Source organism: Marinobacter caseinilyticus, assembly GCF_011074955.1.
Lineage (GTDB): Bacteria > Pseudomonadota > Gammaproteobacteria > Pseudomonadales > Oleiphilaceae > Marinobacter > Marinobacter caseinilyticus.
This window is the reverse complement of the sequence record NZ_WUQJ01000004.1, coordinates 174,422-199,102: the sequence shown is the minus strand read 5'-3', so window position 1 is coordinate 199,102 and position 24,681 is coordinate 174,422. Positions and strand designations below refer to the sequence as shown.

26 protein-coding genes and 1 other RNA gene are annotated in these 24,681 nt (G+C 57.9%); 9 read left to right on the top strand and 18 right to left on the bottom strand.

The features are described 5' to 3' along the window. Positions 1-343: 343 nt before the first annotated feature. Positions 344-1,957 (bottom strand): diguanylate cyclase, encoded by a 1,614-nt coding sequence (locus GRX64_RS01090; protein ID WP_166263332.1) that lies wholly within the window; start codon positions 1,955-1,957, stop codon positions 344-346. A 180-nt stretch (positions 1,958-2,137) separates the two neighbouring features. Between GRX64_RS01090 and GRX64_RS01085 the strand changes: the two genes are divergently transcribed. Then, complete coding sequence (locus GRX64_RS01085; protein ID WP_166263331.1) at positions 2,138-4,132, top strand: bifunctional diguanylate cyclase/phosphodiesterase; 1,995 nt, start codon at positions 2,138-2,140, stop codon at positions 4,130-4,132. 113 nt (positions 4,133-4,245) lie between these two features. Then, a complete protein-coding gene (locus GRX64_RS01080) occupies positions 4,246-5,292 on the top strand; it encodes a DUF2333 family protein (RefSeq protein WP_166263330.1) in 1,047 nt (348 codons plus the stop codon). Between the two features lie 84 nt (positions 5,293-5,376). Here GRX64_RS01080 and ppa read toward each other — a convergent pair whose 3' ends face one another. From ppa to rpiA, 3 genes are all read right to left on the bottom strand, one after another. After that, complete coding sequence (ppa, locus tag GRX64_RS01075) at positions 5,377-5,904, bottom strand: inorganic diphosphatase (protein ID WP_166263329.1); 528 nt, start codon at positions 5,902-5,904, stop codon at positions 5,377-5,379. Between the two features lie 135 nt (positions 5,905-6,039). Beyond that, entirely contained in the window at positions 6,040-7,179 is a 1,140-nt protein-coding gene (locus tag GRX64_RS01070) for an acyl-CoA dehydrogenase family protein (protein ID WP_166263328.1), read from the bottom strand. 178 nt (positions 7,180-7,357) lie between these two features. After that, a complete protein-coding gene (gene rpiA, locus GRX64_RS01065; protein ID WP_166263327.1) occupies positions 7,358-8,038 on the bottom strand; it encodes a ribose-5-phosphate isomerase RpiA in 681 nt (226 codons plus the stop codon). A 171-nt stretch (positions 8,039-8,209) separates the two neighbouring features. Between rpiA and ilvA the strand changes: the two genes are divergently transcribed. Then, positions 8,210-9,742 carry a threonine ammonia-lyase, biosynthetic gene (gene ilvA / locus GRX64_RS01060; protein ID WP_166263453.1) on the top strand — a complete coding sequence of 511 codons (1,533 nt, stop codon included), beginning with the start codon at positions 8,210-8,212 and terminating at the stop codon, positions 9,740-9,742. A gap of 157 nt (positions 9,743-9,899) precedes the next feature. Continuing rightward, positions 9,900-10,055 (top strand): hypothetical protein, encoded by a 156-nt coding sequence (locus GRX64_RS01055; RefSeq protein WP_166263326.1) that lies wholly within the window; start codon positions 9,900-9,902, stop codon positions 10,053-10,055. Positions 10,056-10,067: 12 nt separating this feature from the next. Here the strand turns inward: GRX64_RS01055 and GRX64_RS01050 are convergent, their stop codons facing one another. The 5 genes from GRX64_RS01050 to GRX64_RS01030 all read right to left on the bottom strand — a co-directional run bounded on the left by GRX64_RS01050 (position 10,068) and on the right by GRX64_RS01030 (position 13,264). Continuing rightward, positions 10,068-10,709: a 5-formyltetrahydrofolate cyclo-ligase gene (locus GRX64_RS01050; protein ID WP_427901632.1), complete on the bottom strand. Its 642-nt coding sequence runs from the start codon at positions 10,707-10,709 to the stop codon at positions 10,068-10,070. Further along, positions 10,697-12,271 carry a mucoidy inhibitor MuiA family protein gene (locus GRX64_RS01045; RefSeq protein WP_166263325.1) on the bottom strand — a complete coding sequence of 525 codons (1,575 nt, stop codon included), beginning with the start codon at positions 12,269-12,271 and terminating at the stop codon, positions 10,697-10,699. The genes GRX64_RS01050 and GRX64_RS01045 overlap by 13 nt, the downstream gene beginning before the upstream one ends. 250 nt (positions 12,272-12,521) lie before the next feature. Continuing rightward, positions 12,522-12,702: non-coding RNA, 6S RNA (gene ssrS, locus GRX64_RS01040), on the bottom strand. A 56-nt stretch (positions 12,703-12,758) separates the two neighbouring features. Beyond that, positions 12,759-13,058: a cell division protein ZapA gene (locus GRX64_RS01035; RefSeq protein ID WP_166263324.1), complete on the bottom strand. Its 300-nt coding sequence runs from the start codon at positions 13,056-13,058 to the stop codon at positions 12,759-12,761. After that, a complete protein-coding gene (locus tag GRX64_RS01030) occupies positions 13,058-13,264 on the bottom strand; it encodes a TIGR02449 family protein (RefSeq protein WP_166263323.1) in 207 nt (68 codons plus the stop codon). Before GRX64_RS01030 ends, GRX64_RS01035 begins: the two co-directional genes overlap by 1 nt. 205 nt (positions 13,265-13,469) lie before the next feature. Between GRX64_RS01030 and GRX64_RS01025 the strand changes: the two genes are divergently transcribed. From GRX64_RS01025 to GRX64_RS01010, 4 genes are read left to right on the top strand one after another with little or no spacing between them, the layout of a single operon-like run. Further along, on the top strand, positions 13,470-14,066 hold the full coding sequence (locus tag GRX64_RS01025) for a UPF0149 family protein (RefSeq protein WP_166263322.1): 597 nt from the start codon (positions 13,470-13,472) through the stop codon (positions 14,064-14,066). 27 nt (positions 14,067-14,093) lie between these two features. Continuing rightward, a complete protein-coding gene (pepP, locus tag GRX64_RS01020; RefSeq protein ID WP_166263321.1) occupies positions 14,094-15,413 on the top strand; it encodes a Xaa-Pro aminopeptidase in 1,320 nt (439 codons plus the stop codon). A 13-nt stretch (positions 15,414-15,426) separates the two neighbouring features. Further along, positions 15,427-16,710, top strand: a complete 1,284-nt coding sequence (gene ubiH / locus GRX64_RS01015; RefSeq protein ID WP_166263320.1) for a 2-octaprenyl-6-methoxyphenyl hydroxylase — start codon at positions 15,427-15,429, stop codon at positions 16,708-16,710. After that, positions 16,707-17,954 carry a UbiH/UbiF/VisC/COQ6 family ubiquinone biosynthesis hydroxylase gene (locus tag GRX64_RS01010; protein WP_166263319.1) on the top strand — a complete coding sequence of 416 codons (1,248 nt, stop codon included), beginning with the start codon at positions 16,707-16,709 and terminating at the stop codon, positions 17,952-17,954. The genes ubiH and GRX64_RS01010 overlap by 4 nt, the downstream gene beginning before the upstream one ends. On the opposite strand, the gene GRX64_RS01005 is transcribed toward GRX64_RS01010, so the two are convergent. The 9 genes from GRX64_RS01005 to ubiE form a co-directional block, all read right to left on the bottom strand. Then, the gene (locus GRX64_RS01005) at positions 17,923-18,645 is read right to left on the bottom strand and encodes a 16S rRNA (uracil(1498)-N(3))-methyltransferase (RefSeq protein ID WP_166263318.1); all 723 of its coding nucleotides are present in this window, start codon (positions 18,643-18,645) and stop codon (positions 17,923-17,925) included. The genes GRX64_RS01010 and GRX64_RS01005 overlap by 32 nt on opposite strands. Continuing rightward, positions 18,642-19,433 carry a twin-arginine translocase subunit TatC gene (gene tatC, locus GRX64_RS01000; RefSeq protein ID WP_166263317.1) on the bottom strand — a complete coding sequence of 264 codons (792 nt, stop codon included), beginning with the start codon at positions 19,431-19,433 and terminating at the stop codon, positions 18,642-18,644. Before tatC ends, GRX64_RS01005 begins: the two co-directional genes overlap by 4 nt. Further along, positions 19,430-19,915: a Sec-independent protein translocase protein TatB gene (tatB, locus tag GRX64_RS00995; protein ID WP_166263316.1), complete on the bottom strand. Its 486-nt coding sequence runs from the start codon at positions 19,913-19,915 to the stop codon at positions 19,430-19,432. Before tatB ends, tatC begins: the two co-directional genes overlap by 4 nt. Positions 19,916-19,926: 11 nt before the next feature. Continuing rightward, positions 19,927-20,166: a twin-arginine translocase TatA/TatE family subunit gene (gene tatA / locus GRX64_RS00990; protein ID WP_166263315.1), complete on the bottom strand. Its 240-nt coding sequence runs from the start codon at positions 20,164-20,166 to the stop codon at positions 19,927-19,929. A gap of 91 nt (positions 20,167-20,257) precedes the next feature. After that, positions 20,258-20,599, bottom strand: coding sequence for a phosphoribosyl-ATP diphosphatase (locus GRX64_RS00985; protein WP_166263314.1), 342 nt, complete (start codon positions 20,597-20,599; stop codon positions 20,258-20,260). Between the two features lie 94 nt (positions 20,600-20,693). Continuing rightward, positions 20,694-21,110: a phosphoribosyl-AMP cyclohydrolase gene (hisI, locus tag GRX64_RS00980; RefSeq protein ID WP_166263313.1), complete on the bottom strand. Its 417-nt coding sequence runs from the start codon at positions 21,108-21,110 to the stop codon at positions 20,694-20,696. Between the two features lie 31 nt (positions 21,111-21,141). Next, positions 21,142-22,785: a ubiquinone biosynthesis regulatory protein kinase UbiB gene (gene ubiB, locus GRX64_RS00975; RefSeq protein WP_166263312.1), complete on the bottom strand. Its 1,644-nt coding sequence runs from the start codon at positions 22,783-22,785 to the stop codon at positions 21,142-21,144. Then, positions 22,782-23,432 (bottom strand): ubiquinone biosynthesis accessory factor UbiJ, encoded by a 651-nt coding sequence (locus GRX64_RS00970; RefSeq protein ID WP_166263311.1) that lies wholly within the window; start codon positions 23,430-23,432, stop codon positions 22,782-22,784. The genes ubiB and GRX64_RS00970 overlap by 4 nt, the downstream gene beginning before the upstream one ends. Further along, positions 23,432-24,223, bottom strand: a complete 792-nt coding sequence (gene ubiE / locus GRX64_RS00965; RefSeq protein ID WP_166263310.1) for a bifunctional demethylmenaquinone methyltransferase/2-methoxy-6-polyprenyl-1,4-benzoquinol methylase UbiE — start codon at positions 24,221-24,223, stop codon at positions 23,432-23,434. The genes GRX64_RS00970 and ubiE overlap by 1 nt, the downstream gene beginning before the upstream one ends. Positions 24,224-24,379: 156 nt before the next feature. Here ubiE and GRX64_RS00960 point away from each other — a divergent pair, with 156 nt between their 5' ends. Continuing rightward, positions 24,380-24,661, top strand: coding sequence for a polyhydroxyalkanoic acid system family protein (locus GRX64_RS00960; RefSeq protein WP_166263451.1), 282 nt, complete (start codon positions 24,380-24,382; stop codon positions 24,659-24,661). Positions 24,662-24,681: the final 20 nt, after the last annotated feature.

Below are 24,681 nucleotides of genomic sequence, written 5' to 3'. Positions count from 1 at the left end.
CCAGTCATGGTGCGTACTAAAACATTTCAATTCAATACTTTTTGGCCTGTAAGCCGGTAATAATCGGCGCCAAGACCACCATTGTCGAGAAGCCGGGTGGCGGAGTCCATAAGACGTTGGTTTCATATCCGGTTCCGAACGCTTCCCGGTGTTTTAGGTCGTTATCGACGAAGAACAGGAAAGTTGCACCTGTCACCAAGCTTGCCGCGGTACTTTCCGGCTGATGGTCTGAAAGAGTCCGGTCGGATTGAGATCGGCAAGGGTGGGCGACGTTGTGAGGATGCCTTGGATGGATTGTCCTGGCTGGCAGGTCAGGGTTCTGCAACGGTCCTGGTATGGCGGTTCAGGTTGATTCAGCGATCACGCAATTCCGGCCCTCGGCCTTGGCCTTGTAGAGTGCCCGGTCTGCACGCTCACACAGTGTTGGCGACATTTCGCCGTCCCAGCAAGCAATGCCGCAGCTGAAGGTCACGTTGAACTCGCGATCGCCGGCGGGCTGGACCAGCTCGGAGAAGCGTTCACGAATCTCGTTCAATACGCTGCGCGCATCGCCTTCTCGGGTATCCGGCAGGATGATGGCGAACTCCTCACCACCGTAGCGGCCGATGTGATCGGTTTTGCGTAACCGTTGTTTGAGAAACATCGACAGGCTGCGCAACACCCGGTCACCAATCGGGTGGCCAAAGGTGTCGTTGACCTTCTTGAAGTAATCGATGTCCATCATGGCAAAGCACAGCGGCTGGTGTTTTTGTCTGGCTTTGACAATTTCCTGATCCAGTAAGTGCAGGGTGTGGGTGTGGTTGTACAAGCCGGTGAGGCTGTCCCGAATCATCAGTGCGAGCAGGGAGCGGGCGCGACGGCCACGATTGTGAATGGTGGCAACCAGATGCTTCGGGTCAATGGGTTTGGTCAAAAAATCATCGCCACCCAAACTCATCGCATGCAGCTGTTTACCCACATCGTCTTCGGCCGACAGGTAGATGATGGGCACACTGTGAAGTCGGTCCTGCTGGCGAATGACCCGGGCGATCTCCATGCCGGTGCAGCCGGGCATGTACATGTCAAGAATGATGATTTCGGGAGTGAAAGCCTCCAGTGCGTGGATGATCTGCATGGGATCGGTGATGATGTGCGCCGTCATGCCCGCCTTTTTAAGCACTGTCTCCATGAACTTGGCTTGCGCACGGGAGTCGTCCAGGACCAGCACCCGATAGGGTTCGACGGTATTGCCGTGGGTGTAGGTTTCGATTTTTTCAATCAGCTGCCCGGGGTCAACGGCGGGATAGAAAAATTCCTCTCCGCCGCAGCGTGAGGCCCGCAGGCGGGTTTCAATGGTGCCGTCGTCATCGCTCACGAAAACGATGGGGATTGGCGTGTCGTGACGGGCCTGCAAGCGCTCCACGGTGGCAATGCCCTGATGCTCTTCACCGCCAAAACTGACATCCATCAGAATGGTTTCCGGCTTGTGGAGAGCGCAGGCATCCATCAAGGCGTCCGGTGTCGGGAATGCCGAAGCCCGGAACCCGAAAAATTCCAGTTGCTTGATCAGACGGTTTGCTATTTCCATGTTGCCCAGTGCCACATAGACCGGTGTGCGCCGAAAAGTGCGGGGCGTGTTTGCCTGGTCCTGGTCTGTGCGCCGTAACGTACTTTGGCCCAATTCATCGATCGAGCGCTGGATGGTATTGGTGATCTCGTCGTTCAAAGGCGTGCCCGCAGGCCATTGGGCAAGGGTGTCGGCCAAGCGCTGTCCGGCTACCGCGTGTTTTTCCATTTCAAAGCGCTGGGCATAACGAACCAGTTTGTCGGTGGCGGCCGCGATGTCGCCCTGAAACGCAGGCGCTTCGCGGGGAGACTCACGCAGTTTTTGCCAAGTGTCGAGCACCACTCGCGCCTGAGTGGTGACTCGGCGGGCGAAGTGTTGTCTGAGCTTGTCCTTCTGGGTCTCATCGGTCATTGAGCTTTGGCCTGGTTTCTTTTAATTATCAACACTAATCGTTTTACAGAGTCTATAGTGTTTAATGTTGTCGGCGTAGGTGAGTCTATGTAAATCTTTGTCAAATCCCCTGCCGTTATAGTGCTCCAGGTGCAGGGGCTTCATCAGGGTGCTCCATCAGTCAAGCGAGGCGCGGCAAGGATGCAATACAGGCAACCGCACTATCAAAAGTGCATGATGTCGCTGCGTTCGGTGCTGCTGATTTTTACCGGCAGCCTGATCCTGACGTTGTTGTTGGCCAGCGTCTCGATCAGTTTTGATCGATTCCGGGATTACATTGCCACGCAAATGCAGGGTCACGCCCAGGATGCGGCGACTGCGGTTGGCTTGTCGCTCTCCAATGCCATCGACGGGCGCGATCCCGTGGCATCGTCTTCGCTCATTGATGCGGCGTTCGACAGTGGCGGCGGCCGATACCTGTCAATTCACTACTACGATCACCGGGGTAATCTCATTGCCGGTCGGGAGGCTTCGCAGGACGGCCTGCCGGTGCCGGCGTGGTTCGTTTCGCTGGCGGCCTTGCCGCCATCGATGGGGGAGGCTCAGGTGGTTCGGGGTTGGCAGCAGTTGGGCATCGTTCAGGTGGTCAGTCACCCGGGACCGGCCTACCAGGATCTGTGGCGTATCACTGGAGCCATTGTCGTGGGCACGGTTCTGATTGGCGGGTTGGCGTTGGTCATCCTGTGGTGGCTGTTGACGCGAACACTGGCGCCTTTAAAGGTACTTGAAGCCCAGGCAGAGGCGATAGGTCGACGGGATTTTCGTCAGCGTGTCAGCCGCGCATCTACCCGTGAGCTCAATCGTGTGACCGAAGCCATGAATCAGATGGCAGGTCACCTGGGTGAACTATTCGATGGTCAGGCCAAGCTGATCCAGCATTTGCGGCGCTTGAACAACGAGGACAACGTCACCGGGCTGGCAAGCCATCAGGCGTTCGATCAACGACTCAAAGTCGAAGTGGAATCCAAAGAGACCGCGTTTATTGGATCGTTGTTGTTGCTGCAGTTGGCCGGATTTGCCGATATTAATCAGCGCTTCGGTCGAGAAGAAGCCGATCGGTTGCTGGTGTGTCTGGCAGACGTCATCAAGGCCTTTGAGCAAGGCCACGCCGGTGCTTTTTCTGGCCGCCGCACCGGCGCGGAGTTTGCGGTTTTTATGCCAGGGGTGTCGTTGGCTGATGGGCTTTATTGGTCGGAGCAATTGATTGTCGAACTGGATAGCGTCTATTCGGATTTTGCCGACCCGGTAAAAATTGCGGTCCACGGCGGTGTCGCTCAGGTCGAAGAGGGCATGGATGCCAGTGACTTACTCGCGGCTTGCGACGAGGCCCTGCGCCGTGCCCAGTTGGAAAACGGCAGTGGCTGTTTCAGTGCCGATACGGCCATTACCCATCACCATGGTGCCGAAGCCTGGCGTGAATTGCTGATAAAGGCGATGGATGATGAGCAGGTCAGTCTCTGGCAGCAACCGGTCTTGGCGAGCGATGGTGTCACGGTGATGCATCGCCAGGTATTTTCGCGGCTGCGAGTAGATGGCGAGTGGATTAAAGGGGCCGTGTTTGTGCCCATGGCGGAACGCTTTGGTCTTATGGCCCGGCTTGATCTCATGGTGATGGATCGGGCGCTGGCCTGGTTAGCGCGGGACCCCGGACTGGCGCTCAGCATGACGCTGGGGCACTCGTCGCTGGCCGACCCTGCGTTCTTGCAGGGTGTGGTGGCCAGGCTTCAGGCCACAACGTTCCAGGATCGGTTTTGGGTGGGTCTTCCAGAACAGGCGTTGAGCCACCATCGAATCGAAATTGGTCAGTTGGTCAAGGCCTTACGAAAGCTGGGCGTGGGCTTTATCGTTGAACGATTCGGGGTTGGGGGGGTGCCCTTTAACTACCTCAGGAATCTGCCGTTCAAGGCCCTGCGTATTGACCATAGCTTCATTCATGAGATCCACCGCCATGAGGACAACAATTTCTATCTGGAATCCATTGTGGCGATCGCTCACAGCCGTGGTGTCGAGGTTTTTGTCTCCGGTGTGGAAACTGCGCAGGAATGGGCATTGCTGCAAACACTGAATATTGATGGCGCGTCCGGGTTTCACCTTGGCAGGCCCGAAGCCGTTGACCACAGAGGCGATGCTTCTTGAGTGGCGCTTATTGCAGATTGTTTATCATTGCGTCATGGTGAGCCGGGCCTAAGTGGCGTGGTTGGTGCCTCGGGCGCGGCCGTTTTTTCAATAGGACATCAGGAAAAGACAATATGTTGAGCAGAGTAAAAGGCTATTTTCGTGAGCGAAGGGAAGACGTCGAGGATTACACCGGCGGCCGGCTGGGCAAGCTGATCCTGCTCTTGGTGATTGTTTACCTGCTTGTAACCATGGTGCTTGGTATGTACTGGAGCAGTGAGCCTGATACCTTCTCTGTGCGTGAGTATACCCGAAGCCTGTCAAGCGAGATGAATCGGGAGCCGGTGACAGGGTTTGCCACCACTGCCACGATGATTCGTATTGCTGAAACTCTGCTCGACAAGCCCGGCGGCTATATTTCGAACGATATTTTTCCGCCGGGCCTGTGGATGGACAACATGCCCGCCTGGGAGTTCGGCGTTCTGGTGCAGTTGCGGGATCTGTCCCGCGCCATGCGCAAGGACATCAGCCGGTCGCAGAGTCAGTCGGCCGAAGACCCGGATTTAACCATTGCCGAGCCCCAGTTCCACTTCGACAGTGGCAGTTGGGCGATTCCCTCCACTGAGGGTGAGTACCGTCGCGGCATCAATGGCTTGAAAAGTTACCTGAACCGGCTGTCCCGTCCAGACCAGCCCGATGCCCAGTTTTTTGCGCGGGCGGACAACCTCAACAATTGGCTGGCGGACTTGCAGACCCGACTCGGCAGTCTGTCTCGGACACTGGGTGAGAGCGTTGGCAAGCAATCGGTCCAGGACTCCATGACAATGTCCGATAACAGCGATCCGCTACAGGAAGCGGTTAAAGGCGAAGAGATCAAAACCCCATGGACCAAACTCGACGATGCCTTTTACGAGGCTCGCGGCACTTCCTGGGCGCTGGTGCATATTTTCAAGGCCATTGAGGTAGACTTCCGCAAGGTGCTGAATGATAAGAATGCTTTGACCAGCGTGCGCCAGGTCATCATTGAGTTGGAAGGGACCCAGGGCAGCATGTGGAGCCCGGTGATTCTGAATGGCAGCGGGTTTGGAGTGTTGGCCAACCACTCCCTGACTATGGCTGCTTACCTGTCGCGAGCCAATGCGGCCATCATCGATTTACGTGAACTGCTGTCCCAGGGCTGACCGGGTAACTGACCCCGTCGAAGTCACCAAAGTGGGAAACAAAAAAACCGGGCGCCAAGGCCCGGTTTTTTTATCTGCAAAGCATCAGCCTTTGTAGTTGGCAATGGAGTCTTCAATGGCTTTCCGCGCGGCGGCCGCGTCCGCCCAGCCCTGAACCTTGACCCATTTGCCCGCTTCCAGGGTTTTGTAATTTTCGAAGAAATGTTTGATCTGGTCGCGCAGCAACTGCGGCAGATCGTCAATGTCTTTGACGTCGGTGTAGGCCTTGGTCAGCTTGTCATGAGGAACCGCAACCAGCTTGGCATCGCCGCCGGCTTCGTCTTCCATATTCAGCACGCCCACTGGACGGCAGCGGATCACTGATCCGGCCTGCACCGGGTAGGGAGTGACCACCAACACATCCAGCGGGTCGCCATCGTCGGCCAGGGTGTGCGGAATAAAACCGTAGTTGGCCGGGTAGAACATCGGCGTGGCCATAAAGCGGTCGACCAGCAGCGCCCCCATGTCTTTGTCAATTTCATACTTGACTGGTGAGCTGTTGGCGGGAATTTCGATGGCAACGTAAATGTCTTCCGGCGGATTTTTGCCTGCGGGGATGTGATCAAAGTTCATAGCCGATCCTCTGTATGCGGTGCGTTATAACTGCGGTTAAAAAGTGGGCGCAATTATACGGGTATCTGCACACAATCGAAACTAAACCATGGTGTAGGGTGCCATCGGCTTCAGGGTGACGCCAATGGCAGGGGTTCACAGCCCCATTTGTTTGCCAATCAGCTCTTTCATGATTTCAGTGGTACCGCCGCCAATGGAGAGAATTTTGCCATCCCGGTAAAGGCGCTCGACCACCGACTCCCGCATATAGCCCGCGCCGCCATGAATCTGCACCGCCTCTCGAGTCACCTTCTCGCAGATGTCGGTGGCAAAATTCTTCGCCATCGCGACTTGCTTGATGGGATTTTTGCCGGCCTCCATCAAGGCGGCGCAGCGATAGGTGTATTCCCGTGCGACATCAACCTGGGTTGCCATGTCAACCAGCTTGTGGCGGGTGACCTGAAAGCCATTGATCGGGCGGCCAAACGCTTCACGGCTGCGGGCGTATTCCAGTGACGCTTCGAGGGCTATCTCTGCCGTCATATAGGCCATGACCGTGAGCATCAAACGCTCGCGCAGAAAATTGCTCATGATGGCGGCAAAACCGGTGTTTTCAGCGCCAATGAGGCGGTCGACGGGCACCCGGCAGTCATCGAAAAACAATTCGGCGGTATCGCTGGCCCACCAGCCCATCTTGCGAAGTTTGTTGCCGGTGCTAAAACCGGGCATGCCCCGGTCCACGAGAAGTAGGCTGATACCGGCATGTCCTGGCCCGCCGGTGCGCACCGCTACGGTGTAGTGATCGGCTCGGTGGCCGCTGGTAATAAAGGTCTTGCTGCCATTGACGACGTAGTGGTCACCTTTGTTCACCGCCCGCGTGGTCAGGTTGGCCACGTCGGAGCCGCCACCGGGCTCGGTGATGGCCAGGGCCGCAATTTTGTCACCACGAAGCACGTCGGGCACGACCTGCTCACGAAGCTCTGGCCTGGCCCATTTTACGACGGGGGGCAGGGCAATATCGAGCGACCCCAGGCTCGACACCAGGCCGCCGGAGGTGGAACGCATTAATTCCTCGGAGACCGCAATCTTCAGGAAAACATCGTGTTCGCCACTGCCTCCAAGGGCCTCCGGGAAGCCGATGCCGAGGAGGCCATCCGCGCCGGCCTGACGATAGAGATCTCGGGGAAACCCACCGGCCTCTTCCCAGTCATCAATATGTGGCAGCACGTGTGTGGTGACGAATCTACGAGCGCTCAGGCGCGCCTGCTGGTGGGTTTCGTTAAAATAATCAGACACGGTCAGACGCTCCGCAGTTGGGTGTGAGAGTCAGTGTCGCTGAATCATTTTAACCAAGCAAGCGCTTGGTTATAATCGAGTGCAGAAAATTGTGGTACATGTACGCCTTCCTGATCCAGCCTGTCACTCACTGAGTCAGGAACGCTATGCTGTCTGCAGCCGCTTGGCGTGCAGTGCTTTAAATACCTGCGCGGTGAATAGTGTCGACGCCTTTGTCCGTGCCCAGTAACAGTACGTCCGCCGGGCGGCGGGCAAACAAGCCATTGGTGACCACGCCAACGATTTGGTTGATTTTCTCTTCCACCAGAATCGGACGGCTGAGGTCCATGTTATGGACGTCGATGATGATGTTGCCGTTGTCGGTTGTCACGCCCTCGCGGTAAACCGGATCGCCTCCGAGTTTCACAATTTCCCGACCGACATAACTGCGTGCCATGGGGATGACTTCCAGGGGCAATGGAAACCGGCCGAGCACATCCACCATCTTGGATTCGTCAGCGATACAGATAAAGGTTTCAGCAACCGCGGCAACAATTTTCTCGCGGGTCAGCGCGGCACCGCCGCCTTTGATCAGTTCCAGACGGGCATTGGTCTCATCGGCCCCATCGACATAGAATTCTATTTCCGATGCACTGTTGAGCTCATACACCGGGATGCCGTGGCCCTTCAGACGCTCCGCAGTGGCATCGGAGCTGGCAACGGCGCCTTCAAAGTCGGTTCGTCGATCGGCCAGAAGGTCGATAAAGAAATTGGCAGTGCTGCCCGTCCCGACACCGATGATGCTGTCACTTTTCAGCTTGGGTGCGATATAGTCGAGGGCTGCTTGCGCGACGGCCTGTTTAAGCTCGTCCTGATTCATTGATTGGCTCCAGGAGTAGGGGGGGAAGACGATTTTCTTGGTTATTATACCGGCCGGGCGGCAAGGGTTGTAGACGGCAGCTCTGCAAACTTTCTACACTGTGCGCTTATTTTCGCCGGATGTGCACCCGGTTTTCGCTATTTGTATGGATGACCCATGGACGTGAACACGATGCCTCAACGCTACATCAAAAAAATCCTCGATGCCCGAGTCTACGATGTGGCGATTGAGACGCCATTGACCGAAGCGCGCAGCCTGTCCAAGCGCCTGAATAACACGGTGCTGCTCAAGCGTGAGGATTTGCAGCCGGTGTTCTCGTTCAAGATTCGCGGCGCTTACAATGCGATCGTCCAACTGACTGAGGAGCAGCAGGCAAAAGGCGTCATCTGTGCATCGGCAGGCAACCACGCCCAGGGCGTCGCATTGGCGGCGAAAAAACTGGGCATCAAGGCGGTCATCGTGATGCCCCAGACCACGCCTGAAATCAAAGTCCGGTCGGTACGGGATCACGGCGCCAAAGTGGTTTTGAGAGGCGATGCCTTCGATGAGGCGGCCGCCCATGCGCAGGAATTGATCAAGAAACACGGATACACCTATATTCCCCCCTACGACGATCCAGATGTGATTGCAGGTCAGGGCACCATTGCCATGGAGTTGATGTGGCAGTTTACCCGGCCTATTCATGCGATTTTCGTGTGCGTTGGCGGTGGCGGCCTGATCGCCGGCATCGCGGCTTACATCAAGTACCTTCGGCCCGAAATAAAGGTGATCGGGGTCGAGCCCGATGACTCCAACTGTCTGCAAGCCGCCATGGCCGCCGGTGAGCGGGTGGTGCTGGATGAAGTGGGTATTTTCGCCGACGGTGTCGCGGTGAAACAGATCGGCGCATACCCCTGGGAGATCTGTAAGGATCTGGTGGACGAGGTGATTACCGTATCAACCGATGAGATCTGTGCGGCCATCAAGGACGTGTTCGAAGATACCCGGTCGATTTCCGAGCCAGCCGGGGCGTTGGCGGTGGCGGGCATCAAGAAATACGTCGAGCGCGAGCAGATTGAAGGTGAAAACCTGATCGGTACGCTCAGCGGCGCCAATATGAATTTTGACCGCCTGCGCTATATCTCTGAGCGCACGGAAATTGGCGAGAAGCGCGAGGCGATTCTGGCGGTCACGATTCCCGAGCGTCCGGGTGCTTTCAAATCGTTTATCAATGCCTTGCACAAGCGCAACATTACCGAGTTCAATTATCGTTATTCCAATGCTGAGGAAGCCTGCATTTTTGTTGGTATCCAGATTCAGCATGGCGGTCTGGGGCGCGACGAGTTGGTGCAGGACCTGCGCGAAACAGGCTATGGCGTTCTGGACCTGACCGACAGTGACCTGGCCAAGCAGCATATTCGTCACATGGTGGGCGGACATGCGCCCAATGTGGGCCGCGAAAAGGTGTATCAGTTCGAGTTTCCCGAGCGCCCGGGTGCTTTGCTCAAGTTCTTGATGTCATTGGGCACTCGCTGGAATATTTCCATGTTCCACTACCGCAATCACGGGTCGGCCTACAGCCGTGTGCTGATGGGCGTTCAGGTCTCCGATGATGAATCGGATGCGCTTGAATCCATGCTGGATAAGGTGGGTTTTCGCTATGAAAATGTCACCGAAAACGAAGCCTACAAACTTTTTCTGGGGGCCGGCAATGGCAATGGATAACGCAAAACGGCGATTCGCGAGTGAGATTAAAATTTTTTAATCTGTGAAAAATTGTAAAATCCATGATGCATGTTAGTCTTTCAGCTGATTCTACTTATCTAAAATAGCTGTCTGATTTTGCAAGGCTTTAACGCCTGAGCAATGGAGTATACGCCTCATGGAACGCAAGCCTGATATGATCCGGGCCGTCGTTTTAATTTTCTTTATCGGTTTGGCCATCACGGGTTTGACGTCGATCCAGTTCTCTGACGATGACCGGCAAGTGTCGGAACCGGCAGCCGACGCTCCGCTGGTGTCTTTCTTCGCGGATTGACGGCACCGGGATTCAGTGCCCGATGCGATACTTGCCTTGGTCGCTGACGATGGCGTGTAACGGGATATCCCAGGACGCGATCGGAAGTTTGTCTACCTGTTGGCTGTGGTGGGCTAGACCGATCAGTTTCGGTGCTAGGTCACAGACACGGCGTGAAAAGGCAAAGGTGCGGTCATAAAAACCGCCTCCCATGCCCAGTCTGCCGCCTTCCGAGTCAAAGCCTACCAGCGGCATCAACACCGCATCCAATGCCCACGCCGGTCGCCTCAGACCGTCATCGAATTCCGGCTCCGGAATGCCAAAGCGGTTTTCGCGCAATGGCGTGTCCGGGTCGAATGGGCTAAACACCAGCCGTCCTTTATGAATCGGATGCAGTACCGGCAGATAGAATTGAATGCCTCGCAACCGTGCCTGCGCCACAAACAGTGACGGGTCGATTTCACCATCGTTGGGCAGATACACGCCGATATGACGCGCCCGGAACAAGGTCGGGTCGCCCAGCAGGCGGCGCGCCAGCCGCTTGGCGGCGAGCGTTTGCTGCGAGAGGGTCAGTGCCTGGCGCCGTTGTCGCAACTCATTACGAAGCTGTGTCCGCGAGAGGGTGTCGGCATTGGCCAGCATCGGCATGGTGGTGTGTGTCATCAGGGTAGCCACGGTAACTCCTGCTCCTCGGGCACGCGCAGTTCAAATCCGGCGCTAAGCACCAGGGTTTGTCCCGCCTGTAACAAGCGATCCCAGGCGATGACACCTTGGTTGTCATCGACATTTTCCTGGACCGGGGTGGAAATCGACTGGTAGGTGATCGTGATGTCATCGTTTCGCGATACCGGCAACCGGTCCAATACCCGCAATTTAACCGGTTGTGGATGATTGTTGGCGATGGTGTAGCGGTTCAGGCGTTGGAGGTACTTTTCGCCATTGATCAGGCCTTTTTCCCCGCGCTGATCGGCGTCCCGGGTGATTGCCACCGATACCTTGTCATCGACACCGAACGCCAGTGCGAGAGTTTCGTTTGGCTGCACCTGAGCCAATCGGCTGTGGCCGGTAAACTGATTGTCCTGATAGAGCCAAACGGGCGCCGCTGGTAGCGTGACAGCGCCATCATACTGCGCGCTGGCATGGATATACCCCCGGCTCGACAAAGCCGGGACCATGTGGGTGCTGACATCGGCGGCCAGTGGGTAGTGTGCCACGGATAGTCGCCGTTGCCGGCTGCCGTCATGAATCGTCACCGTGCCGGGGATGCGAAACCGCTGACTCAGTCCTGCTTGCTCCAGATTTGCGGTTTGCGGTTGCGTTGCGCCTTTGTTGAATGCATCCGATTCCATCGCAATGCTCGCGGCCTCACGTTGACGCGGAGCCATCGCGGGCTGGCGGGGCGCGACGAACCAGGACGACAGTTCGGGCAATTGGCCTCCGGCATCGGTGTTGGCGGTTGAAAGCCACAACGCCACGCCGGTCCAGTCCTCCCCAGTGTTCTGGTGGATCACCGCCAGATGACTCAAATCAAGGGTTCCGGCTTCGGTGTCCAGGCGGGCATCGTACTGGCTGTCCCAACCGGCCTGACGGGTTTGATAAGTGACGGACACCACCACATCGGAAGCGGCCGCGGCCTGGTAGGTCAGGGTCAGGTGCTTAACCGCCTTGGCACTGTGCTGGATGGCCGCGAGCTCCCGTTCAAGACGGCTGCGCTCTTTGAGCAGGTCGCGTTTCTGAATCCCTACCCGACGAATGGATGCCAGTGCGTCGCGGGCCTGTTGGTGAATGGTATCCGCCGTGGTATTGATGTCTGCAGCGTTCAGGGTGTCGCCCGGTCGTGTCGTCAGGTTATCGAGCAGGGTCAGTCGATATTGGGCGGCCCGGATATCATCGTCCAGTACTTGCAGGTCATCCACGACGCTGAGCAGCGCCGCTTCGAGGCTTATTATGCGTTCGGCCACCGGGTTGGCGCGCTGTTCCGTGTGCAACGATGTTTGGCCCAGCGCAACCCCTTTGCCGGACAATGACACCCGCAGAGACGAATCGATCAGTCCGGCTGGCAAGTCGGGGATCGTAAGTTGTCCGCCGCCCGCGGTTACGGCTCGCGACTCTGCGCGGGTAACGGTTGCCTGATCGGGGAACAGCACGACTTCGGTGATGCCTGCAATGCTCGGCAGGGGCATCCACAGTGCGACTGCTACCACCATTTTGAGGGCTCGGTTAAGCGGGAACCGCATGCAATATTTCCTTTTGACGGGACCTGGGGCTTTTCAATACCGCTGTTATTGCAAATGATGGGGCAATTCGCAAGGGCTTGCGTTCACGGGTCGGCCACTGGGGGATTCTTGGTCGCATTATTTCCGCATGGGGGCGGAAACACTTCGCGGGCTTAAGGGACGAACGGGATGGCGGCTGCCAAGCGGTCTTTGAAACTTGTGCGGATTTCGCGAGGTAATGCCGGAGGCTGTGTAACTGGTTGAAAAATTAAAGCTTCCCGAACTGCCGTTATCGGATGTTGCCCTTGAACCCAAAGTTCAAGGTTGGTGGCCGCTGTGACATATTAGGCTTTCCCCTCGTGGGGGACATGCTCACAATGCCCTGAAGTAGCCACCTGGGTAATGCGCATCGGCTCGAGGACGTATCCGACCAGCGAACAGCCCAGGAAGTTGGATCATTATACGTGGATAACCGGGGCGAATTGCAAATGCGATCGTGGATTAATGTTCAGGAATCGGCTTCAGACTCGCCCAGCGCCTTGCTCAACTTGGCGTCCATGGCGTGCAGTAAGCCCGCGGCCGAATCGGACATGCTGTGTTGCTCAAGCATGTCGTGTGTGATGTTGAGTGCCGCCATCACCGCAATGCGTTCGGTGCCAAATACTTTACCGCTGGCGCGGATCTCCCGCATTTTGGCGTCCAGGTGTCGAGCGGCCTGGCGCAGGGCGTCGCGGGCTTCATCTGGACAGGCGACGAGGTATTCCTTGTCGAGAATATCGACTTCTACGGTTGTCGGCTGTTGGGACATCAGTGTTGCTCCAGGGCTCTGAGGCGGCCAATCATGGCTTCAATTTTATTTTTTGCGAGATCATTTTTCTGGTTGAGCTGCGACCGTTCCCGGTTCCAGTCGTCCTGCAGCTCCCGCAGGGCCGCATTGTCTTGCTCCAATTTTTGGCAGCGCTCAATCAGACGGTCAAGCTTGTCTGCCAGCGCTTGCAATTCGGGCTGTTCCATGGCGTATCCAACATCGTTTCAATGGATTGTGACTAACTATAAGTGCGGACCCTTAAGTGGTCAATTTACAGCGTTGTCACTTGGACATTTATGGTCATTTTGAGAGCATCGCCACGGTCTTTCTCCCGGGTGCCGAAGGTGAGAATGGCGGCGGCGAATGGTAGGATAGGCTATTCATTCAACGAACACAGGAAACCTTTTTCGTATGCGCCACATCGACGACGTCGACGTTGACCCCACAGGCTTTGAGTCCTGGGCCAATGTGTATACAGTCCACAAGGCGTTCAGCCATCCCTCGGAGTTGCATGGCAGTTTGTGTGGCCGTTTGACTGCGGGTAAGCGTATGGATGAGGACGCCTGGATGACCATTGTCTGTGAGCATATGGGACTGGCGACCTCTGTGGCGGACGAGTCACCGGAGCTGGCATCGTTTATGTCGGGCGCTTACGACCGGGCCCTGGTGCAACTGAATGCGGCGGATATGAGTTTCAAGCCCTTGCTGCCGGATGACGAGTACGCCCTTGACCAGCGACTGCAGGCGCTGTCAGCGTGGGTGCGGGGCTTCCTCGAAGGCATGGCTCTGGTCGCAAGCGAGTCTTTGGGCCAGGCACCGGAAGAGATTCGCGAACTCATTGAGGATTTTGTGGCCATCAGTCAGGTCGCGGAATCCGAAGAGGACAGCGACGAGGGTGAATACCAGTTTACCGAGATCACCGAGTATGTACGGTTGGGTGCCCTGGCCGTGTTTACCGAGTTCAACGAGCCGGTGAAGGCACCCGCTGGTGAAAATACACTGCATTAATGAATCATTCGTGTTGCGGGAGCATCCATGAAGCCGTTTATTCCCATGTCCGAGTTTGCCGACCGTCGCCGTAGACTGATGGAACAGATGGCCCCAGACAGCATTGCCATTGTGGCGGCGGCACCCGAGCGCACGCGCAACCGGGACGTATTGCATCCGTTTCGTCAGGACAGTGATTTTCAGTATCTGACCGGTTTTGGTGAATCGGATGCGGTGCTGGCGCTGATTCCCGGCCGGGAACACGGGGAGTCGGTCCTGTTTTGCAAGGAGCGCAACCCGGAGAAAGAACTTTGGGATGGGTTTCTCGCCGGTCCGGAAGGCGCCATTGAGCGTTTTGGCCTAGACGATGCCTTTCCCATTGCCGATATTGATGAAATTCTGCCTGGCATGATCGAAGGGCGCAGCCGGGTCTACTACCCACTGGGTAAGGATCAGGCGTTTGATACCCAGGTCATGGACTGGATCCACATCATTCGGAGCAAGGTCCGTTCCGGTGCACAGCCCCCAGGGGAGTTTGTGGCCCTGGAGCACATGCTCCACGATCTTCGACTGTATAAAAGCGCGAATGAAATCAAGGCCATGGCCCGGGCAGGGGAAATCAGTGCGCAAGCTCATTGCAATGCCATGGTGCGTGCCCGTCAGGGTGGCCATGAGTACAACCTGGAAGCCACGCTGATCCATACCTTCATGGAGCATGGCGCGCGCTCCACGGCGTATCCGTCCATCGTTGGTGGCGGCACCAATGGCTGTATTCTGCATTACATTGAAAACAGTGCCCCGCTGGCCGAGGGCGACCTGGTGCTGATCGATGCCGGTTGTGAGCTTGAGTGCTACGCTTCGGACATCACCCGCACTTTCCCGGTCAGCGGGCGTTTCAGTGAGCCTCAGCGGGCGCTGTACGAGGTGGTGTTGGCCGCCCAGTACGCAGCCATCGATGCCGTACGACCGGGCAACCACTGGAATCACCCCCACGAAGCGGCATTGCGAGCGCTGACTCAGGGACTGGTGGATCTGGGGTTGATTAACCTGTCACTGGACGATGCCCTGGCGCAGGAAGCCTACCGGCCGTTCTTCATGCACCGCACGGGGCACTGGCTGGGTCTGGACGTGCACGATGTCGGGGATTACAAGGTCGGCGGCGCCTGGCGCGTGCTGGAGCCGGGCATGGCCTTGACGGTTGAACCCGGTCTGTACATCGCGCCGGGCAATACCGAGGTCAATGAGCAATGGCGTGGCATTGGCATCCGTATTGAGGACGATGTCGTGGTGACAAAGGATGGCTGCCGGGTGTTGAGTGACGGTGTGCCGAAGGAAATCAGTGAGATCGAAGCCTTGATGGCTTCCTGAGACGGTGAATCCCGTGGCTGAACAATTCAGTGACATAGTCATTGCTGGCGGTGGTATGGCAGGTGCAACGCTGGCATTGGCGCTGGCCCGGCATGCACCCTCGCTGAGTGTTCGAGTAATTGAACATTTTCCACTTGCCAGCGAGAGCAGCGACAGCCATTACCAGCCCAGTTATGACGCTCGCTCCACCGCGCTCTCCTGGGGATCGCGAAAAATATACGAGCGATTGGGCCTTTGGCCCGAGCTGTCCCGTCATGCCACCCCCATCCGGAATATCCACGTCTCCGACAAAGGCCATTTTGGCGCCAGTCGGCTCAGTGCCGCAGAGCATCAGAAGCCGGCGCTGGGCTACGTGGTGGACAATCGCTGGCTCGGCCAAACCCTGGTCCGGGCATTGGCTCACTGCCCCAGTGTGCAGTGGCAGGCCCCTGCTAAGGTTGAACAGGTCGAGCCAACAGAGCGCGGCGTTCGGGTTTCCGTCACGATCGATGGCGTTCCTGATTCCGTTGACACACAGTGTCTGGTCGTCGCAGACGGTGGCCGGTCCGGCTTGCGGGAAGCGCTGGGCTTCCGGGCGCACCACGCGGACTATCAGCAACATGCACTGATTGCCAATGTGACCACCGCCCGTGCCCACGACTTTGTGGCCTATGAGCGTTTTACGGATGCCGGCCCGATGGCGCTTTTGCCCCGGGGTAACCCGAATCACGCCAGCGGTGAATCAACACTGGTGTGGACGTTGTCCGACGCCCAGTTGTCCGAAGTGCTGGCGGCATCCGATGCGGATAAGTGTGCGCGGCTGCAGGCGCGTTTTGGTTGGCGTCTGGGGCGGATTGAACACGTGGGCGAGTGCTCCCATTACCCGCTGACACTGACCACCGTTGCCGAGCCTGTTCGCCAGGGCGTAGTGCTCGTGGGCAACGCGGCTCACACTCTGCACCCGGTGGCGGGTCAAGGCTTCAATTTGGCATTGCGCGGATTAATGGTGCTGACCGACACCTTCGCCCGGGCGGTCCGTGAGGGCCAGCCTCTGGGCACGCTGGGTATCCTTCAGCAGTTTCAGGCCGAACACCGGCAGGACTGGCGCCAGACCGTGCGTTTTTCCAATTCCCTGATTCAGCTGTTCGGGCACGAATCGCGATGGGTGGCAGCGGTGCGAGATGCCGGGCTGGTCGGGTTGGACCTATTGCCGGGTGCCAAGCGTTGGTTCAGCGAGCAGGCCATGGGCTTAGGGCGCCGCCAAACCCGCATGCCCGGTATGTCGGCTGGCGAACCAAAAGGCGACGCAGGCCAATGAGCGCAGACAACTCGCAGTTCGACATTCTGGTGGCCGGCGGAGGCATGGTGGGCAGTTCGATGGCGCTCGGTCTGATTGCCCAGGGGTGGCGCGTGGCACTGGTGGAAAGTCAGCCTTTGGAAGCATTGGTCAGCGCGGTGGCGGACGCGGGTACAGCAGCAGACTTCGAGCCCCGGGTCAGTGCCATTTCACCGGCCAGTGCAGCCTTGCTCTCCCGTCTTGGGGTATGGTCGGACGTTCTGACGCAACGCCATTGTGCGTATCAGGCGATGGAGGTCTGGGACGGCGATGGGACCGGTCGTATCCGTTTTGACGCGGACGAACTGCACGCTCCGGAGCTGGGCGTGATTGTTGAAAACCGGATTCTGACCCAAGCGCTGTTCCAGGCCCTGACACGCAGCAAAGTGGCGCTGTTCAGTGGGGTCCGAATAAAGAGCATGGCGATGTCAGACGGTCGCCGCGTTGTTGGCCTCGACAGTGGCCAGGTACTGACCGCAGATCTGGTGGTGGCGTCGGACGGCGCCCACTCCCGAATCAGGCAATGGTCAGGCTTGCCGACCCGGGAATGGGATTATGATCAGCACGCCGTCGTGTGCACTGTGGAAACGGAGCTGGATCATCAATTCACGGCCTGGCAACGTTTTACCCAAACCGGGCCGCTGGCGTTGTTGCCGTTATTGACGGAATCCGGTGCCTCCCGGTTCTGTTCCGTGGTCTGGTCGCAAGACACCGACGAAGCCCGACGTCTGATGGCGCTGGATGATCAGGCCTTTTGCGTGGCCATTGGCCGGGCCTTTGAGCATCGCCTGGGCGCCATCCTTGGGGTTTCCAAACGGTACAGTTTCGCCCTCAGGCAGTGTCACGCCAAGGATTATGTTGACGCCGGTGTGGTGTTGGTAGGCGACGCCGCCCACAGTATTCATCCGTTGGCCGGGCAGGGGGCAAACCTGGGTTTCAGCGATGTGAGGGTCCTGCTGGATGAGTTGGCCCAGGCCCGAATCACCCAGCGACCCGCATCGGATGATGCCGTCTTGCACCGCTACCAGCGCCGGCGTAAAGGCGAAAACCTGGCCATGATGGCTGCTATGGAAGGCTTCAAGCGGCTGTTTGCCCGGGATGAATTATCGCTTCGCTGGTTGCGCAATACCGGTATGCGGTGGCTGAACCGCACCCCTGGGCTTCGAAATCGATTCGCCATTGAGGCGATGGGGCTCAGAAGCCAGCCAGATCAAACAGGCGACTGACCAGAACCGGCACGGCGGTTTCGACGCGGAGGATTCTGGGGCCGAGATGGACGGGTTTGGCGCCGGCACTCTCCAATTTGTCCACTTCATAGTGTGTGAACCCGCCTTCAGGCCCAATGCACAGGGTCGCCGGTGTATTGCTGTGGGTCGGGCAAGGAGTTTCGGTGCCGGGGTGGGCGACCAGGCCGGGCCGTTTTGCCAGCAAGGCCGGCAGTTCGTCCTCCACAAACGGTTTGAACAGTTTGCGAATCTGCACGGTCGGCATCCAGGTATCCCGGGCCTGCTCAAGACCCAGGGTCAGGTTTTCCTGCAGACTGGCCTCGGACAACCAGGGCGTCTGCCAGAAGCTTTTCTCGACCTTGTAGGCGTTGATCAGCCAGATATCCTTGACGCCTAGAGCCGCGCAGGTCTGTAGGACCCGCCGCAGCATTTTCGGGCGCGGCATCGCCAGCACCAGGGAGAGAGGCAATGGCGGTGGGGGCGGCCGGTCCAGTACCACCTGCAGCTCGGCGTTGTGATGATCAAGGTGAGTGATGCAGCCTTCGCCAATCAGGCCATTGGCCTTGCCGACCGTGACGCGATCCCCGATGGCGGCCTTCAGGACGGTGGTGAGATGGCCATAGCGGCGACCGGTCAGGCGCACCCGGTCTGGCGCGATAAAATCGTCATCAAACAGGAGCGCCAGGTTCATTCGTCGGGCGAATCCAGTGGGTCGGAGGTACGGCGGCGTTGCGCCAGATGGCCAAACAGGATGCCAAGCTCAAACAGAATCCACATGGGCACGGCGAGCAAAGTCTGGGAGATGATGTCCGGTGGGGTTAACAGCATACCGATGACGAAGCAGCCCACCACCACGTAGGGACGTTTGGCCGCCAGGTCGGACGGCGTCGTCACGCCGGACAGAATCATCAGAATGGTGGCAATGGGGATTTCAAAGGCGACCCCGAAGGCAAAAAACATCTTCAGGACAAAGTTCAGGTAACTGCTAATGTCTGGCAATTCCACGATGCCTTCCGGACCGATGGCGGTAAAAAAACCAAAGACCAGTGGAAACACCACGAAATAGGCGAACGCCGCGCCGAGGTAAAACAGCAGCACCGAGGTGGCGAGCAAGGGAAAAGCGAGCTTTTTCTCATGTTTGTACAGGCCCGGCGCGATGAAGCTCCAGACCTGGTAGAGAATGAACGGGATCGCGGCAAAGACGGCCACCACCAGCGCCAGCTTCAGGGGCGCAAAGAACGGCGAGGTGATGTCGGTAGCGATCATCATCTGGCCTTCGGGTAGCAGGTCCCGCAGCGGCTGCGAGAGCCAGAGGTACAGCTCGTTGGCAAACGGATAAATAACGGCGAAACACAGCAGCACTGACAGGACAACCTTTAGCAGGCGATTGCGCAGTTCCAGCAAATGCTCGACCAGCGGCATCTCTTGCGGTTCCAGTGCCGGATCAGGCGACTGGGCGTCTGTTGGGTTCTCGCTCATGGCCGGTTATCCGACGTGTGTTCTTTGATGGCAGGCTCTGTTTCGAGGTTTTCGGTTGCCCCGCTTTGGGTCTGGTCGTCCCGGGATTCTCTCGCCGGGCTGTCAACGGCCACGGCATCCGGTGTCGGTTGATCCTCATTGGATTGAACTGCTTGCCGGCGACTGGCCGGTGCAGGTCTGGGGGCCTTGGCGACGTTGTCGGGTAGAATCATGTGCTCGTATTTCTTAGCCTCATCCAGAGCGCCACGCACATTCTTTTCCACATCCTCAAGACCGACGTCACCGGCCTTACGCAACTGCTCACGCAACTCGTCCGCTTTCAGTTGACGGTCGAGTTCCGAGGTGAAGTGGCTGACCATGCGGCGACTTTTTCCTACCCAGCGTCCCGCCGCCCGGGCAGCCGTAGGAAGACGCTCGGGGCCGAGAACCAGCAACGCAATGACGCCGCAGATCACAATCTCAAGAAAGCCGATATCGAACATTCAGGCCTTACTCAGGTGCGGGGTTTGTCTTCGGCCTTTTCTGCCTGTTCTGCCTTGGCCTCATAAACCTGGCCACCGGACTTGCTCTCAATGTTGGCGTCGCTCTTGGCCGTGTCATCTTCACCCATGGATTTCTTGAAGCCACGGATGGCGCCGCCCAGGTCGGTGCCGATGTTGCGCAGTTTTTTGGTTCCGAACAGTAGAACCACAATGCCAAGTACGATTAACAGTTGCCAGATACTGATGCCCATAGTGGATTCCTCATCAACATGAATACGCTATTGTTTTGATTGTACGCTACCGGAACCAATAATCGAACATTCCGGTGTTGTAGCGGGTGTGTCAGTCTGTGTTTTGTCCGCTTCTGGCGGCTTTCTCATCCAGCCCTGATAGATCAAACCGGCGGGCCAGTTCGCCCAGCACCGCGTCCGGTCCCAGACCGAGATTGGACAGCATCACCAGAGTATGAAACCACAGATCGGCGGTTTCATAAACCAGGTGGTCGGTGTCCCCATTGTGCTCGGCATCCTTTGCCGCCAGCAGTGTTTCCGTGCACTCCTCACCGACCTTCTCCAGAATCTTGTTAAGGCCCTTGGCGTGGAGGCTGGCAACGTAGGAGGTATCCGGGGCGGCGGCTTTACGCGCTTCGAGCACTTTGGCCAGTTGCTCCAGTACATCATTCATTCCGGTAGTCTCCCAAGTGTCTCGTCCGGTTAATCTCTTAATCTGCTGCGTGGCCAAAGGCCTCACTGGGTAAACGGGTTACCCGGGCGAGACGTCAGTCCTTGCGGTAAATGTCGTTCGGGTCCCGTAAAACCGGCTCCACACTGACCCACTGATCGCCTTCCAGGCGGCGGTAGAAACAGCTTTTGCGACCGGTGTGGCAGGCGATACCGCCTTGCTGCTCGACTTTCAGCAGAATCACATCTTCGTCACAATCGAGACGAATTTCGAGCACTTTCTGATTGTGCCCCGAGGACTCACCCTTACGCCAGAGCTGAGACCGCGAACGGGACCAGTAAACCGCATGACCTTCTGTCGCCGTCAACGCCAATGCCTCGCGATTCATCCAGGCCATCATCAGTATGGCGCCGGTTGCGGCGTCTTGGGCAATGGCCGGGACGAGGCCGTCAGCAGTCCAGCGTACACTGTCCAGCCAAGCCAGGGTCCCAACTGTAGGTGATGAATCTTGCATTTCTGTGAATCCTGAACCGATCGATAAAAAATCAACGTGTGCGTTTAAACACCAGCAAGGCGGCCGCGCCCAGCAAAATCCAGCCGTGGGTCGGGACGTCCTGCGCCAATACCAGCACGTCCTCCCGGCTGGTTAAAATTGCCGCGGTGACCAGAACAGCTGCCAACCCCGTGCGGCGCCAGCGCTTGTCAGTGAGAGCCTGCTGCTGCCTCAGCTGTTCCAGGTGCGCGGCTTGTTGGGCCCCGCCAGACTGGGTGTTGCGTATCTGCAACAGTGCATCGTGGACCAGCTGCGGCATTTCCGGGGACTGTTCCAGCCAGGCCGGCAAATGCGACTGCAATGATTGTAACAGCCCGGCCGGTCCAATGCGCTTGCGCATCCAGGTTTCCAAAAACGGTTGCGCGGTGCTCCACAGGTCCAGCTCTGGATACAGCTGGCGGCCGAGCCCTTCCACATTAAGCAAAGTCTTTTGCAACAGCACCAGCTGCGGCTGGACTTCCATTTCGAAGCGGCGAGCGGTTTGAAACAAGCGCAACAGGAATTGGCCAAAGGAAATATCTTTCAACGGGCGCTCGAAAATGGGCTCGCTGACCGTGCGAATGGCGGCTTCAAACTCGTTTACCCGGGTGTGGGGCGGTACCCAGCCGGATTGAATGTGCAGTTCGGCGACCTGGCGATAATCGCGGCGGAAAAACGCCAGCAGATTTCGCGCAAGGTAGCTCTGGTCATCCGGCGCCAGCGTCCCGACGATACCGAAATCGATGGCAATGTATCGAGGGTCCTGAGGGTTGGTGGCGTCCACGAAGATGTTGCCCGGATGCATGTCGGCATGGAAAAAACTGTCCCGGAAAACTTGTGTGAAAAAAATCTCCACACCTTTCTCCGCCAGCACTTTCATGTTGACGCCTGCTGCATTGAGGGCGTCAACATCGGCGACCGGTATGCCCTGGATGCGTTCCATGACCAACACGGATTTGCGCGTGTGTTGCCAGTCGATGGAGGGGATGTAGATCAGTGACGACTGATCAAAATTTCGGCGCAGCTGGCTGGCGTTGGCGGCTTCGCGCTGCAGGTCCAGCTCGTCGTAGATGGTGGCCTCGTAGTCCTGTACCACTTCTATCGGCCGGAGTCGGCGGCCCTCGGACCAGTAGCGCTCCAGACCACGCGCCATGAGATACATCAGGGCAATGTCCTGGCGGATGGTGCGCTCAATGCTGGGGCGGATAACCTTTACCACCACCCGGCGCCCATCGGGCATTGTGGCGGCGTGGACCTGGGCCACAGAGGCTGATGCCATCGGAGCCTGGTCAAACTCGGCAAACAGCTCGCCCACGGGAGCGGCCAGCGAGCGCTCGATGATGGCCTGGGCCTGAGCGCCCGGAAACGGGGGCACGCGATCCTGCAATTGTTGCAGCGAGAGGGCCATGTCATCGGGCAGCAGGTCGCGGCGGGTGGAGAGGATCTGGCCAAACTTGACAAAAATAGGCCCCAGTTCTTCTAGTGCCAGGCGGAGCCTGTCGCCCCGGTCGAGCTTTGGTTTTGGAAACAGGTGCCAGGGCGCGAGTACGAACAGGACTCTCAGGGCGGGCGGTAGCTCTGCCAGTGGCAGAAATTCATCCAGCCGGTACTTGCAGAGTACCCAGGCAATACGAAACAGGCGTTGCACGCGGGTCACAGTGACTCCGAAGTTTGTGGGTCGGGAGAGTTGGGACGTTGCTCCAGCTGTTCAATCCTGGCCTGCAATCGTTCGGTTTGCAGGTTCAGGCGATCTATGTCCTCAAAGGTGGCTTCCAGTTCCGCGCGGCCGGGGAGGTGGCTGCTCTCTTCGTGGATATATTCTTCGATATTGGCGTTCAGTGTTGCCGACGCGTGACGGCTCCAGCGCACGGCCGCTCGTATCCGCTGGCCAAGGAAGTGCGCCGGAACGTCGCCGATGTGGTGAGCCAGAGCGCTTTCCCAGTCAGGCTGAAGCCGGTCCAGCGCTCGCTGGAACTGATGAGCCTGCCCCGCATCGCCGGTAACGGCCAGGCGGCCTTGCGCAAACACCTGGTGGTCGCCCGCCGCTAATGCGGCAAACGCCAGCGGCGGGCCAGCAAACTCCAAAGCGGCATCGGTAACCGGTGTACTGCCCACAGCCACTGCGTCGTTACGCCGTTGCAGGGTGAGGGTAAGCGCAAGGGGCGCCGTTATATGAAACTGGACGGTGCCAGTGAGGGCTTCGAGCAGCGCGCGACGCCCAACCGGGTCCAATAACAGTGCCCGGTTGATGGCGCCTTCGATGACTCGGGTCATCGCCGCCTGCAGGGTAGGCCCGGGAAACATCAGGGCTTGATCCCAACGTGCAGGGCAACCACGCCCCCGGTCATGTTGTGGTACTTGCAATTGACCAGCCCGGCGTCTTCCATCATGCCCTTCAGGGTGTCCTGATTCGGGTGCATGCGAATTGACTCGGCAAGGTACTGGTAACTGGCCGAGTCGCCGGCAATCAGCTGGCCCATAAGCGGCAGGGCATTAAACGAATAGAGATCATAGGCTTTGCTGAGTAACGGGTTGGTGGGTTTGGAAAACTCCAACACCATCAATTTGCCACCGGGTTTCAGTACCCTCGCCATATCACGCAGGGCCTGATCTTTATCGGTCACATTGCGCAAGCCGAAAGCAATACTGACCGCGTTGAAATGGTTGTCCGGAAACGGCAGGTGTTCCGCATCCGCCTGAACGTATTCGATGTTGCCGACATAGCCCCGATCCACAAGGCGGCCGCGACCGACTTGTAGCATGGACGCGTTGATATCGGCCAGCACCACCTGGCCTGCAGGGCCGACCAGGTCGGAGAACTTCATGGTGAGATCGCCGGTGCCGCCGGCAATGTCGAGCACACGGTGGCCCGGCCGGACGCCGCTGAGCTCAATGGTGAAACGCTTCCAGAGTCGGTGCACACCCATGGACATCAGGTCGTTCATCAGGTCGTATTTGCCTGCGACCGAATGAAACACGTCGGCGACCTGACTGGCTTTCTGGCCCTTGGCGACGGAGCGGAAACCAAAATGCGTGGTGTCGTCCTGGGCCGGCGGATCGCTTTTCGGTGGCGTGGAGGGGTGTTCTTGAGTCATTTCAGGGTCCTGTCCGAGTCTGAACCCTGTATTCTAACGGTCACAGGGCTGGCTACAAGCAGATTACTTCAAATGGAACCGTTTGGTTTTATATTTGCGCTTCAACGCCAGTTTCTTAAACTGAGGAGAAACTCCGCTTACCGGGAAGTCACCACCATGTCCGCCATTGATGTTCGCCGTACCCATAGCCTTGATCACGAGCACGCCCGGGAGGCTGCCGAGTCCCTGGCCCAGGATCTATCTCGTGAGTTTGACGTTAACTATCAGTGGGAGGGTGACGTGATGCGGTTCAAGCGCAGCGGTGTAAAAGGGCATCTGACCGTCAGCCCGGGCGATATTCGGGTGTACCTTGAGCTCGGCATGCTGTTGCGTCCCTTCAAGTCCCGGATTGAAAAGGAAATTCACAGTCAACTCGATGGCTTGACCGGTCAGGACTAGTGTCCTGCAATAGGTTAACG